General features: G+C 72.8%; 11 protein-coding genes. 8 read left to right on the forward strand and 3 right to left on the reverse strand.

Features of this window, described 5'->3' with window-relative positions; translation table 11 throughout:
• The first annotated feature begins 74 nt into the window (after positions 1-74).
• The 3 genes from ACZ59A_RS39780 to ACZ59A_RS39790 all read left to right on the forward strand — a co-directional run bounded on the left by ACZ59A_RS39780 (position 75) and on the right by ACZ59A_RS39790 (position 5,164).
• Positions 75-1,841, forward strand: a complete 1,767-nt coding sequence (locus ACZ59A_RS39780) for a sensor histidine kinase (protein ID WP_470969344.1) — start codon at positions 75-77, stop codon at positions 1,839-1,841.
• Positions 1,842-1,932: 91 nt separating this feature from the next.
• Positions 1,933-2,535 (forward strand): Rv1733c family protein, encoded by a 603-nt coding sequence (locus tag ACZ59A_RS39785; protein ID WP_468053547.1) that lies wholly within the window; start codon positions 1,933-1,935, stop codon positions 2,533-2,535.
• A 187-nt stretch (positions 2,536-2,722) separates the two neighbouring features.
• A complete protein-coding gene (locus ACZ59A_RS39790; protein ID WP_470969347.1) occupies positions 2,723-5,164 on the forward strand; it encodes a right-handed parallel beta-helix repeat-containing protein in 2,442 nt (813 codons plus the stop codon).
• Here ACZ59A_RS39790 and ACZ59A_RS39795 read toward each other — a convergent pair.
• Positions 5,134-7,236 carry a hypothetical protein gene (locus ACZ59A_RS39795; RefSeq protein WP_470969487.1) on the reverse strand — a complete coding sequence of 701 codons (2,103 nt, stop codon included), beginning with the start codon at positions 7,234-7,236 and terminating at the stop codon, positions 5,134-5,136. The genes ACZ59A_RS39790 and ACZ59A_RS39795 overlap by 31 nt on opposite strands.
• Before the next feature lie 537 nt (positions 7,237-7,773).
• Here ACZ59A_RS39795 and ACZ59A_RS39800 point away from each other — a divergent pair.
• Complete coding sequence (locus tag ACZ59A_RS39800) at positions 7,774-8,622, forward strand: DeoR/GlpR family DNA-binding transcription regulator (protein ID WP_470969349.1); 849 nt, start codon at positions 7,774-7,776, stop codon at positions 8,620-8,622.
• Between the two features lie 32 nt (positions 8,623-8,654).
• A complete protein-coding gene (locus ACZ59A_RS39805) occupies positions 8,655-9,125 on the forward strand; it encodes an SRPBCC family protein (protein WP_470969351.1) in 471 nt (156 codons plus the stop codon).
• Positions 9,126-9,141: 16 nt separating this feature from the next.
• Here the strand turns inward: ACZ59A_RS39805 and ACZ59A_RS39810 are convergent, their stop codons facing one another.
• A complete protein-coding gene (locus ACZ59A_RS39810) occupies positions 9,142-10,275 on the reverse strand; it encodes a PLP-dependent cysteine synthase family protein (RefSeq protein WP_470969354.1) in 1,134 nt (377 codons plus the stop codon).
• Between the two features lie 176 nt (positions 10,276-10,451).
• On the opposite strand from ACZ59A_RS39810, the gene ACZ59A_RS39815 reads away from it, so the two are divergent.
• The gene (locus ACZ59A_RS39815; protein WP_468053417.1) at positions 10,452-10,775 is read left to right on the forward strand and encodes a hypothetical protein; all 324 of its coding nucleotides are present in this window, start codon (positions 10,452-10,454) and stop codon (positions 10,773-10,775) included.
• A gap of 186 nt (positions 10,776-10,961) precedes the next feature.
• Positions 10,962-11,633: an ATP-binding protein gene (locus tag ACZ59A_RS39820; RefSeq protein WP_470969356.1), complete on the forward strand. Its 672-nt coding sequence runs from the start codon at positions 10,962-10,964 to the stop codon at positions 11,631-11,633.
• A gap of 67 nt (positions 11,634-11,700) precedes the next feature.
• Here ACZ59A_RS39820 and ACZ59A_RS39825 read toward each other — a convergent pair whose 3' ends face one another.
• Positions 11,701-11,991 carry an SHOCT domain-containing protein gene (locus ACZ59A_RS39825; RefSeq protein WP_470969358.1) on the reverse strand — a complete coding sequence of 97 codons (291 nt, stop codon included), beginning with the start codon at positions 11,989-11,991 and terminating at the stop codon, positions 11,701-11,703.
• Positions 11,992-12,149: 158 nt separating this feature from the next.
• On the opposite strand from ACZ59A_RS39825, the gene ACZ59A_RS39830 reads away from it, so the two are divergent.
• A complete protein-coding gene (locus tag ACZ59A_RS39830; protein ID WP_470969360.1) occupies positions 12,150-12,731 on the forward strand; it encodes a TetR/AcrR family transcriptional regulator in 582 nt (193 codons plus the stop codon).
• The last annotated feature ends 30 nt before the right edge of the window (positions 12,732-12,761 follow it).

Below are 12,761 nucleotides of genomic sequence, written 5' to 3' on the forward strand. Positions count from 1 at the left end.
CCGTCCCCTCGGCACCCTGGCCGTCCCGCCGCCTCGATACCCTGTGTTCCGGGGCGGCAACAAGGGGGGACCACGTGTCGGGCACTGCGGATCAGGGACGTCATCCCGCGCTGCCCCAACTCCGGCTGGATCAGCTTCTCGACGAGCTGCAGGCGCGGCTGGACGCCGCCCGGTCCACCCAGGGGCGGATGCACAGCCTGCTGGAGGCCGTGCTCAGCGTGGGCCGCGAGCTGGATCTGGAGCAGGTGCTGCGGCGGATCGTGGAGGCCGCGGTGGTGCTGGCGGACGCGCAGTACGGGGCGCTGGGCGTGGTCGACCGGAACCGGCTGTCGCAGTTCCTGCCGGTGGGCATATCGGAGGATCTCGCCCAACGGATCGGCCCGCTGCCGAGCGGCCACGGACTGCTGGGCGAGCTGATCCGCCATCCGCAGCCGCTGCGGCTGACCGATCTGTCCGAGCATCCGGCGAGCCATGGCTTCCCGGAAGACCATCCGCCGATGAACTCCTTCCTGGGGGTGCCGATCCGGGTCCGGGATCAGGTGTTCGGCAACCTGTACCTCACGGAGAAGCGCGGCGGCGCGCAGTTCGACCCCGATGACGAGGCGGTGCTGACCACCCTGTCGGTCGCCGCCGGGGTGGCCATCGACAACGCCCGGCTGTACCACGAGAGCCGCCGCCGCGAGCAGTGGCTGGAGGCGCTGGGTGTGATCACCCGCACGCTGCTGGCGGGCACTCCGGCGGCCGAGGTGCTGAGCCTGATCGCCCGGCTGGCCCTGCAGGTCTCGCTGGCCGATTCGGCGGCCATCCTGCTGCCCGCTCCGGGCACCGACAGCCTGATGGTGGAGGTCGCGGAGGGGCACGACGCGGAGCGCATCGGCGGTCTGGTGGTGCCCTCCGACGGCTCGCTGGCCGGTCTCGCGGTGCGCACCGGGCGGCCCGCGGTGGCGAGCGACGTACGGACCGACGCCCGGGCGCGGGCCTGGCCGCTGCCGGATCAGGAGAGCGAGTTCGGCCCGCTGGTGGCCGTACCGCTGGTCGCCCATGAGCGGTCCTCCGGGGCGCTGCGGCTGTGCCGGCTGGCGGGACGGCCCGCGTTCGACGACCACGAGGTGGAGCTGCTGTCGGGCTTCGCGGCGCAGGCGGCGCTCGCGCTCGAACTGGCCCGGCACCGTGCCGAGTCCGAGCATCTGGCGCTGCTTCACGACCGCGACCGGATCGCGCGTGACCTGCACGATCTGGCGATTCAGCGGCTGTTCGCGACGGGGCTGACGCTGCAGAGCGCGAGTCGGCTGATCGAACATCCGGAGGCCGGTGAGCGGGTCGGCCGGGCGGTGGACGACCTGGACGAGACGATCAAGATCATCCGCTCGACGATTTTCGCGCTGCGGGCGGTCGGCGACGAGAACGGCGAACCGGCCGGTTTGCGCAGGAGGCTGGTGAAGGCCGTACGGTCGGCATCGGAGATCCTCGGCTTCACGCCGTCGCTGCTGATGGACGGGCCCATCGACACCGACGTGCCGGACGAGACGGGCGATCAGGCGCTGGCGGTGCTCGCCGAGGCGCTGAGCAACACCGTCCGGCACGCACACGCCCAGCGGGTGGACGTACGGTTCACGGTCGGCGCCGATGTCGTCCTCATGGTCACCGACAATGGGGTGGGCGTCGGCGAAGCCGCCCCCAGCGGCGGGCTGGTCAACATGCGGGCACGCGCCGAGCTGCTGGGCGGCACTCTGAGCATCGAGGCCCCCGAGGCGGGCGGCACCCGGGTGGTGTGGCGCGTGCCACGAACGGTGGACGGTCCCGGCGGCCCCGCCCGCGCGGCGAAACGACTCAGCCCGTGATATGGCTCTCTCTTCACCGAATTCGCGCATATCCGGCCTCCCATGCGGTATCCACGAACGGGGAAGGGGATTGTCGAAAGACGTGCGGATGATGCGAATGATCAAGGGCTTGTGGCGTTGGCGACGAAACCCGTTGCGCCGTAAGACCGACCTGGCAGAGGCGTACGCGGCGCTTGTCGCCGCCGTGCTGATCGTGCTCGCCGCCCCGGCCGTGGGCTGGGCGGCGGGTTCTCTGGCGCATGGAGCGCTGGTCAGAACCGCGCAGGAACAGCGCGCGGAGCGCCATGTGGTGGCGGCGACGGTGGACAAGGTGCTGCCGCAGCCACCCATCGACTCGGATCCGGAGACGGCCTCGGCACGCGATGCCCACCGCCGGGTCCACGCTCACTGGAGGGGCCCGGACGGCAGCAGGCACGAAGGCACGCTCGGCGCTCACCCGGGCGCGGACCCGGGCGAGTCGTTCCGTATCTGGACGGACGACCACGGCGGTCTGAGGACCCCGCCGCTGGACTCGGCCACCACCGCCACCCACTCGGTGCTGGCGGGGATCGGCGCGGGCGCGGCGACGGCGGGGCTGATCGACGGCGCCCGGCGGCTGGTCGTATGGCGGCTCGTACGCAGGCGTTACGTCCAGTGGGACATCGCGTGGGAACGGGCCCGCCAGGATTGGGGCCGAGCCGACGCGGACAGCTGACGCGGACAGTAACGTGGAGCCGGGCCCCCACCCGGCTCGCGCCTCGTCACCGGGACACCCTGTGCGCCGGGCCTTCCGGGCAGGTCAACTCGGCGTGCCGCGCGCACGCTACGGTGGTGCCTTCACGTGAACAGCGGCACAGTCGCGCACATCCGGCATACGCACGAGGTGGGGGCACAGCAGCACCATGGCACAGGGCTCGGTCGTCCAGGTGACGCACAGCGGAACGTCGCGGTGGCGGCGCCGCACCGGAGAGTACGCCTCCCTCGCCGCGGCCCTGGAGGCCGCCGGTGACGGCGATGTGCTCTCCATCTCGCCCGGCACCTACCGCGAGAATCTGGTGGTGGGCCGGGCCGTCACGCTGCGCGGCCCCGAGGGCTCCTCGCGCGGCTCGGTGCGGATCGCCCCCGCTGACGGCGTCGCGCTGACGATACGTGCGTCCGCCGTGGTCCAGGATCTGCATGTGGAGGGCATGGACTCGGCGTCGCCCGCGCTGCTGGTCGAGGAGGGCACCCCGGAGCTGACGGACGTACGGGTCGCCACGCGGTCCGCCGTCGGCATCGAGGTGCGCGGCGGCGCCCGGCCGACCGTGCGGCGCTGCACCGTGGACAATCCGGCGGGCATCGGCCTGAGCGTGCTGGACGGCGCGGGCGGGGTGTTCGAGGACTGCGAGGTGATGGCGGCCGGGCAGTCCGGCGTCGCGGTGCGCGGCGGCGCCCGGCCGCGCCTGGAGCGGTGCCGCATCCACCACTCGTCGGGAGCCGGGGTCGCACTGTCCGGTGACGGCACCTCGCTGGAGGCCGTCGGCTGCGAGGTGTACGAGATCCGGGGCGCGGGGGTGACGGTCTCCTCGCGGGCGACCGGGCATCTGACCGACTGCCGGGTGCACCGCACGACGGGCGACGGCGTCAATCTGGACACCGATGCCGTGCTGACGCTCGCGGACTGCGAGATCCACGACGTCCCGGAGAACGCGGTCGACCTGCGGTCCCGTTCGGTGCTGACGCTGACCCGCTCGACGGTGCGCAAGTTCGGACGCAACGGCCTGTCGGTGTGGGATCCGGGTACCCGGGTGGACGCCAACCAGTGCGAGCTGCACGAGAGCACGGGCGACTATCCGGCGGTGTGGGTGAGCGACGGCGCCACGGCCGTGCTCGACTCGTGCCGGGTGCGCGACGTGCCCGACGCGCTGTTCGTCCTGGACCGCGGCTCGCGCGTGGACGTCGTCGACAGCGATCTGGCCCAGGTGCGCAACACGGCGGTGTCGGTGAGCGACGGGGCGACGGCGCAGCTGGACGACTGCCGCATCCGGGAGGCGGCCACCGGCGCCTGGTTCCGCGATCACGGCAGCGGCGGCACCCTCGCGAACTGCACCATCGACGGCGCCGCGACCGGGGTGATCGTCACCAAGGGTGCCGATCCGACGGTCGAGCGCACCACGATCTCCTCGCCGACGGAGGCCGGGTTCTATGTGTCCGCCGAGGGCCGCGGCACCTTCACCGGCTGCCGGGTGACGGGCAGCAGCGGCTACGGCTTCCACATCATCGACGGCTGCCGCACCACCCTGAGCCGGTGCCGCACCGAGCGGTGTGCGCGCGGCGGTTACGAGTTCTCCGAGGCGGGCCCGACCGTCGAGGACTGCACGAGCGACGAGAGCGCCACCAGCGCCGTCACCACCCCGGCGACCGCCCCCGCCCTCCCGGCACCCGCCGTGGAGACCGCCGCCTCGACGGGCGGGCTGCTGGGCAGCATCCCGGCGCAGCGCGCCACCCAGCCCCCGGCCGTGACCGCAGCGCCCGCCGCCGAACCGGTGTCGGTGCGGCCCTCCACCACGGTGCTGGGCGAACTGGACGCGCTGGTCGGGCTGGACAGCGTCAAGCTCGAGGTGCGCGCCCTCACCGACATGATCGAGGTCGGGCGGCGGCGTCAGGAGGCCGGGCTGAAGGCCGCCTCCGTCCGCCGCCATCTGGTCTTCACCGGCTCCCCCGGCACCGGCAAGACGACGGTCGCCCGGCTCTACGGCGAGATCCTGGCCTCCCTGGGGGTGCTGGAGCGCGGCCACTTGGTCGAGGTCTCCCGGGTGGACCTGGTCGGCGAGCACATCGGCTCGACGGCGATCCGCACCCAGGAGGCGTTCGACCGGGCGCGCGGCGGGGTGCTGTTCATCGACGAGGCGTACGCGCTCTCGCCCGAGGACTCCGGCCGGGACTTCGGGCGCGAGGCGATCGACACCCTGGTGAAGCTGATGGAGGACCACCGGGACTCGGTGGTGGTCATCGTCGCCGGATACACCGCGGAGATGGAGCGCTTCCTGTCCGTCAACCCCGGCGTGGCGTCCCGCTTCTCACGCACCATCACCTTCGGCGACTACGCGCCCGAGGAGCTGCTGCGGATCGTGGAGCAGCAGGCCGACGACCAGGAGTACCGGATCGGCGAGGGCGCCTCGGAGGCGCTGCTGAAGTACTTCACGGCGCTCCCGAAGGGCCCGGCGTTCGGCAACGGACGCACCGCCCGGCAGACGTTCGAGGCGATGGTGGAGCGGCACGCGGGCCGGGTCGCCCAGCTGGGCGACCCGACCACCGACGACCTCACCCTGCTCTACCCGGAGGATCTGCCCGAACTGCCCTGAGCCGGTTCCGGGTTGTCCCGCTCCGGTTCGCTCCGGGCCGGTTTCGGTACGGTCGCGGGGTCGGGGTCGCAGGGGGTTCGCTCGGGAAGGCGGGCCAGCAGCGCGGCCCGCTCCCGGTCGAAGGCCGGGTCCGCCTGGTACTCGGAGTGCCCCAGGATCGGTGCGGGCAGCGGGTGTTCGGCGGTACGGCCGTACGCGAGCGGGTCCTTGAAGGCGTCGCAGTCCACCTCGGGCCCGGTGCCGTCGGGCAGCCGGATCGGACCGCCGATGGGGTCGGTGTAGCGCCACAGGTTGCGCCAGCACCGCACCTCGCCGTGGAGCGAGCGCAGTTGCGCGGGGCCGAAGTAGGCGGGGAACCAGCGTCCGTACAGCCGCTCCAGCGGTGAGCCGTAGGTGAGCAGCGCGACCTGGGCGCGGGTGCGCGGGTCGACCTGCCAGACCGCGGCGGCGGCCAGCACGCTGCCCTGGGAGTGCCCGGAGATGACGAGGCGGCCGCCGTAGGTGCGGGTCCAGGTCTCCATCCGCCAGGTCAGGTCGGGGACGGCGCGCTCGGCGTAGCAGGGCGGGGCGAAGGGGTGCGCGGCGCGCGGCCAGAAGGTGCCGACGTCCCACAGGATGCCGATGGTGCGCCGGGCCGAGGGGCTGCGGTAGGCGCGGCGGGCCCAGGTGACCAGCATCAGGACCGCGAAGCCCATCATCCAGGACCCGAGCGCCTGTGCCGTCTGCGTGGCCGCGTCCACGATGCCCGGGGTGTCGTCGGCGGCCCGCCCCGGCACCTCTTTGGTGACCCAGGTCCCGGCGACCGCGAGTCCCCCGAGCAGCAGGGTGAACAGGGCGACGGGGCCGACGAGCCAGGGGGTGGAGTCGGTGAGCCCGGCGCGGGCGATGGTGGTGGCGATCCGGCGGGTGCGCACCGCGTCGGCGGGCTCGCCCGGATAGCTGTCCAGGACGTCGGGGATGAGCCGCTTCCGGATCCGCCAGGCCCGCAGGGCGAAGATCACGGCCAGCAGCAGGATCATCAGCAGCAGGACCGGTATGGCCGTGGCCCACCAGGACAGCAGGATGGGGGGCGCGATGGTGCCGCCCTCGCCCGGGGTGGCGCCGCCGTCCAGCCAGTCGGCGATGCGCTGGGCGACGCCCCCGGCGAGCACCGAGCCGAGCCCGCAGGCGAGCATGGCGACGGCGGGACCGGCCAGCCCGCGCAGCGGGGTGCGCACGGTGGGCGCCTCCCGGTACAGGACCAGGGCGCATACGGCGATGGCCACGATGAGCGCGCCCTGTACGAGCGCGATCACGGGGAAGGTCTGATCGCCGGGCAGCCTCCCGTGGGAGGTCCAGCCGGGGCGGGACCAGCCCGCGTACAGAATGGCGAGCGCGAGCAGGCCGAGCGCGGCGCCGGGCAGCGCGCTGATGGTGAGGCGGTCCAGGTGACTGTCGGCCTTGGTCTCGCTGCGGCCGCGGCGGCACACCACGTACACCACCAGGCAGCCGCCGGTCACCACGAGGGTGAGCAGCGTCCAGCCCACGGCTTCCAGCAGGGCGCCGCCGCCCGCTCCGCGGTCGTATCCGGCGGTGGCCGCGGTGACGGCCGCGGCGATCGTCAGAAACCCGGCGGCGGTGTGGGCGGCGCGCAGCCGGGCGACGATCCGGCGGCCGTACCAGAAGCCCGGCAGGCACAGCGCGGGGCTGTTGCCCGACTCGGGGCAGGTCTCGTCCACGGGCAGCTCCAGCGGGGGCTGCGACTCGTAGGCGCTCCAGGTGCGGTTGGACAGGTACCACAGCAGGCCATTGAGGGCCGCCGGTACGACGGCGGTGAGCGCGAGACGGCGGCCGGGCTGGCTCCACCAGCCGTCGTCCCCGGCGGACAGGAAGCCGAGCCAGGTGCCGTCGGAACACTCGGCCGCGCCCGCGCACTGCCAGGCGACCAGGTCGAGGGCCACCTCGCAGGCCCCGGCGATCAGCAGCACGGTCAGGCTGAGCGCGACCAGGCGCACCAGCAGGCCGTAGGTGCGCGCGGTGCGCTCGCGCCGGTCGGCGGCGGGACGCATCCAGTGGGCCAGGTTGACGACCATGAAGGGCAGCAGGAGCAGCCACAGAGCGCGGGCGCTGTTGCCGGAGGTGAGGTTGGACCAGACGTACGCCTCGCGGACCGGCGCGTCCCGGTAGTCCTCGGGCCGGGACTCGGCGTCGATGTCGTCGCTGCGCCGGTAGACCGCCGCGGTCTCGTCGCCGGTGACCGGGGTGGTGCGCGGGTCGCTCAGCATCTCCTGGGGCGTGGCGCCGCCGACGCCGTGGACCAGCAGCTCCAGATCGGGCGGCGGCTCACCGTTCCGGGGTGGAGGTGGCGCCCCCAGCGCCCGGCCCGCCCCCGCCGCCGATGCGCCCGTACCCGTGGTCGATGCCACCGTGTCCCCCGATCCCGGTGTCGTGCGGTCGTTCCGTTTCGGTGTCCGCTCCAGGATTGTGCCCAGCGGGGTGGGACAAGGACCATGACAGGCCGGGCGTGGCGAAATCGTAACCCCCCAGCGCTCCGGGGACCGGCTGTCCGCCTCACATGCGAAGATGGCCAGCGCGGGCGACGTGCGCCGACCGGGAAGGGAACGGGCAGGGTGAGCGACAACCAGAATCTCCTCGCCGAGCAGCGGCGCTCCCTGATTCTCGACGAGGTCAGGCGGCGCGGTGGAGTGCGGGTCAACGAGCTGACGCGCAAGCTCAATGTGTCCGACATGACGGTCCGTCGCGATCTGGACGCGCTGGCCCGGCTGGGCGTGGTGGAGAAGGTGCACGGCGGCGCGGTGCCGGTCGCCGAGGCGAGCACGTACGAGCCGGGGTTCGAGGCCAAGTCCGGTCTGGAGCTGACCGCGAAGGAGGACATCGCGAAGGCCGCCGCCGCGATGGCCACCCCGGGCACGGCGATCGGGCTGGCCGGGGGCACGACGGCGTTCGCGCTGGCCCAGCAGCTGCTGGAGGTGCCGGATCTGACCGTGGTGACCAACTCGGTCCGGGTGGCGGACGTGTTCTACAACGCGCAGCGGTCGGCGGCGCTCGGCGGGGCGGCACCGCGCCCCGGGGCGGCCACCGTGGTGCTCACGGGCGGGGTGCGCACCCCGTCGGACACGCTGGTGGGGCCGGTCGCGGACGCCGCGGTGCGCTCGCTCCACTTCGATGTGCTCTTCCTCGGGGTGCACGGCATATCGGTCGAGGCCGGGCTGTCCACGCCGAACCTGGCGGAGGCGGAGACCAATCGCCACTTCGTGCGGTCCGCGCGGCGGGTGGTGGTGGTCGCCGACCACACCAAGTGGGGCACGGTGGGCCTGAGTTCCTTCGCCTCGCTTGACCAGGTGGACGCGCTGGTGACGGACCCCGGGCTGCCCGCCGGGGCGCGCGCCGAGATCGCGGAGTATCTGCCGGAGCTGGTGGTGGCGGGCGAGCCGGCCGAGAGCGCGTCGGACATCTGACGGGGCGACAGCCGCGCGGCTATCGTGGCCCCATGGCATACCGGTTGCGTTCCGTGGGGCTGGACTACGCCGAAACCGCCCCGGTCCGACTCGCCTTCACCGCCGAGGCGTCGGCGCCGCCCGAGGAGGTGTTCGGGGCGCTGGCCGATGTCGAGGGCTGGCCCCGCTGGTTCCGCCAGGTGACCGACGCCCGCCCGACGGCCGACGGGACGGGGCGGGAGGTCCGCCTCCTGGGCGGCACCCGCTTCCGCGAGACGGTGGTGGCGGCGGATCCTTACGAGCGGTACGCGTACCGGATCGACGAGACGAACGTGCCGGGGCTGCGGGCGCTGCTGGAGGAGTGGCGGCTGGTGCCGTGGCACGACGGCACGGTCGTGCGCTACACGTTCGCGCTGGACGGCCCGGCGGTGACCCGGGCCTCGGCGCGGCTCCTCCGCCCGGGGCTGCGGCGGGCGTTCCACGACGCGGTCCGGTGCCTGGACCGGCGCCTGACGACGGCCTGAGGCCGCCGGACCGGCCTCAGGGCATGCGCTGGTCCGGCCAGTGGCCCGTCTCCAGGAAGGTTTCGATCGCCTTCGCGTGCGGCTCGATGTCCAGCCCCTGCTCCTCCAGCCAGGCGTCCGAGTAGTACTTGTCCAGATACCGTTCGCCCGGGTCGCACAGCAGCGTGACCACGCTCCCCGTGCGCCCCTGCGCCACCATCTCCGCGACGATCTTCAGCGCGCTCCACAGCCCGGTCCCCGTGGAGCCGCCCGCCTTGCGCCCGATCGCCCGCTCCAGCGCCCGTACGGCCGCGACGCTCGCCGCGTCCGGGACCTTCATCATCCGGTCGATCGCGCCGGGCACGAAGCTGGGCTCCATCCGCGGGCGGCCGATGCCCTCGATGCGCGAGCCGGACTCGCTGCACGCGTGGTCGTCGTGGTGCACCCAGCCGTCGAAGAAGCACGAGTTCTCCGGGTCGGCGACGCACACCCGGGTGTCGTACTGCATGTAGTGCACATAGCGCGCGAGGGTCGCGGAGGTGCCGCCGGTGCCCGCCGTGGCGACCACCCAGGCCGGTTCGGGGTAGCGCTCCAGTCGCAGCTGCTGGTAGATCGACTCGGCGATGTTGTTGTTGCCTCGCCAGTCGGTGGCCCTTTCGGCGTACGTGAACTGGTCCATGTAATGGCCCCCGGATTCCGCCGCGAGCGCGATGGACTCCTCGTACATCTTCCGCGGGTCGTCCACGAAATGGCACTGGCCGCCATGGAATTCGATCAGGCGGCACTTTTCCCGGCTCGTCGTGCGCGGCATCACCGCGATGAAGGGGACGCCGATCAGCTTCGCGAAGTACGCCTCGGACACGGCGGTGGAACCACTGGACGCCTCGATGACGGGTTTGCCGGGGCGGATCCAGCCATTGCACAGCCCGTAGAGAAACAGCGAGCGCGCGAGCCGGTGCTTGAGGCTCCCTGTGGGATGGGTGGACTCGTCCTTGAGGTAGAGGTCGATGCCCCACCGCTCCGGGAGCGGGAAGCTCAGCAGGTGGGTATCGGCGGAACGCTGCGCGTCGGCCTGTACTTTCCGGACGGCCTCCTTGAGCCAGTTCCGGTAGTCGTGGTCGCTGCGGTCCACGTCAACCGTGTCGACGACCGCCCGCGTTGTGCTGTCCACGCCGCTCCTCGTGCTTGTGCCCCGTGCCCGGTCCGAGTGGCATACTCGGTCCAATTCGATCCTAAATGGACCCCAGTGCGCCCTGGTGCCCCGGCCCGGTCACGGGCACACTGCGCAGCAGGGAGAATAGGCAGCAGCACGCTTGCCAGTCGGAAGCCACCGGGGAGGCGGTCGTGATGGCCGATACCGAGTTCAACGCCACGGGCGTACGCATCGAGCGATTTCTGCGCTCGGTCACCCGCGCCGGACGGGTCTCGATCAAGGACGGCAGGCTGGAGCTGCTGACCAGCTACGGGCGCGAGATCGACAGCGCCCCCGTGCAGTCGGTCCGGGCGAGCAAGCCATGGTTCGTGGACGGCGACCAGGCCATGGCGACCGTCAACGGCACCCGCTACCGCCTCACCCTCGGCCAGCAGGAGACCAAGCCCGCCGAGTCCGGTGCCGCCCGTCGCTTCCTCGACGCCGTCCGATCCGCCCGGGGGCACGCCCACAAGGGGTGAAGGCGGCCGAGTTGCGCATGCGCGCGGGGGGACCGACCCTGGACGAGCATCAGTATCACTGAGGGTCAACAAGCGGTGACGCTGAGAACCGGCCCACCGGTCGCGCACGGCAGCCACCACTGCTGCACGCGTTCGTCGCCCGCATCTGCATCAGGCTAGCCCCAACTTCTTCAGGGAGTCGCAGCCGTGATCAGTCGTCCTAGCAGGCATTGCACGGTGGAGCTGCAAGCCCTGCCGTCGCGGATCGGTCAGGTCCGCAGAATCGTGTCGGCGCAGTTGCGCTACTGGCATCTGGATCCGCTCATCGACCCGGCGGCACTCGGCGTCACCGAGCTGCTCACCAATGTGCACCGGCACGCCGAGCCGGACAAGCAGTGCACGGTGGAAATCGCCCTCCTGCTCGACCGCCTGACGGTCTCGGTCCGCGACCAGGATCCGCGGCTGCCCCGGCTCCGCGAATGCGACCCCGCGTCCACGCACGGCCGGGGGCTCGCGCTGGTGGCGGCGGTCAGCCAGACGTGGGGGATGGACGTACGGGACGACGGCAGCGGCAAGGTCGTCTGGTTCACCCTGGCCGTGCCGCAGCCCGCCACCGTAGGCGGCTCGCCCCGCGCGGCGTACGGAGCGGGCCGCACCGCGCCGTCGCATCGCGCGAGCGTCGCCCGCCCCGCGACGCCGCCCACCCCGGCCTCCGCACCGGCCCCGGTGTCCCCGGTCACGCCGGTGTCGCCGGTGGCTCCCGTGACTCCGGTCTCCGCACCGGCTCCCGTGACGGCCCCCGCCCCCGCACCGGCGGCGGCGTCCGCGCCGCCCGTACGGGAGCGGGCACCCGCCGCCCGATCGGCCGTATCCCACTGAACGGATCGGCACCGGGCGTTCGGGCCGCCCCGCCCCCACGACGGACGGGACGGCCCGAACGGCACGCCTAGGGCGTGCCCTTGGCGTGACGGCCGAACTGCTCGTCCAGGACGGACAGCCGACGCCAGTACTCGTCCTCGTCGATCTCACCGGCCGCGAAGCGGCGGCCGAGCACCACGATCGGCGACTGCTCGCCGAGCGCCGGGCGGCCCTGCTGCCAGGGGGCGCGGCCGCGCCACACCGTCCGCCGCAGCAGGAAGATCCCGCCGCCGACGACCAGCGCCCACATCAGGGGGAAGAAGAGAATCCACGGACCGGGTCCGGGTCCGTCGGCGAAGCCGTGCGCCAGGGTGTTCATGGTGATCGCGCTCCTCAATGGTTCCGCAGGGTCGCTTCCGAGCGTCCCGCCCGGCGGCGCCCGGGTCGTCGTACAGCCGAGGGCAGTTCGTCTAGTCCGCGGGGAGTACACGGGGAGAACCGGCCGCTTCTGTACCTACTGGTATGTACACTGGGCGCATGACCACCTCGGAACGGCTGATCGAGAGCGCTCAGGAACTGCTGTGGGAGCGCGGCTACGTGGGCACCAGCCCCAAGGCGATCCAGCAGCGCGCGGGGGCGGGCCAGGGCAGCATGTACCACCACTTCACGGGCAAACCCGATCTCGCGCTCGCGGCCATCCGCCGCACCGCCGAGCAGCTGCGGACCGCCGCCGAGGCGTCGCTGTCCGGCCCCGGGAATGCGTACGACCGCGTCCGCGGCTATCTGCTGCGCGAGCGCGACGTGCTGCGCGGCTGTCCGGTCGGGCGGCTGACGATGGACCCGGACGTGATCGCCGAACCCGCCCTGCGGCAGCCCGTGGACGAGACGCTGGACTGGCTGCGCGGACGGCTGGCGGACGTCCTCGCCGAGGGGCGGGAGCGCGGCGAGTTCACGGCCGGGCTGGACCCGGCGCGCACCGCCGCGGCGGTCGTCGCGACCGTACAGGGCGGCTATGTCCTGGCCCGCGCGGCGGAGTCGGCGGCGCCCTTCGACAGCGCCGTGGAGGGTCTGCTCGCCCTGCTGACCGCCTGCCGGGCGCCCGATTCCCCTTCCCGGTAAGGGATTTGCCGGAGAACCGGAGAAGGAGAG

Source organism: Streptomyces sp. NPDC040405, assembly GCF_055595765.1.

Coding starts and splice junctions, on each gene's coding strand:
- ACZ59A_RS39785 (WP_468053547.1), top strand. CDS start 1,933: ATGCGAATGATCAAGGGCTTGTGGCGTTGGCGACGAAACCCGTTGCGC.
- ACZ59A_RS39790 (WP_470969347.1), top strand. CDS start 2,723: ATGGCACAGGGCTCGGTCGTCCAGGTGACGCACAGCGGAACGTCGCGG.
- ACZ59A_RS39795 (WP_470969487.1), bottom strand. CDS start 7,236: ATGGTCGTCAACCTGGCCCACTGGATGCGTCCCGCCGCCGACCGGCGC.
- ACZ59A_RS39805 (WP_470969351.1), top strand. CDS start 8,655: ATGGCATACCGGTTGCGTTCCGTGGGGCTGGACTACGCCGAAACCGCC.
- ACZ59A_RS39815 (WP_468053417.1), top strand. CDS start 10,452: ATGGCCGATACCGAGTTCAACGCCACGGGCGTACGCATCGAGCGATTT.
- ACZ59A_RS39825 (WP_470969358.1), bottom strand. CDS start 11,991: ATGAACACCCTGGCGCACGGCTTCGCCGACGGACCCGGACCCGGTCCG.
- ACZ59A_RS39830 (WP_470969360.1), top strand. CDS start 12,150: ATGACCACCTCGGAACGGCTGATCGAGAGCGCTCAGGAACTGCTGTGG.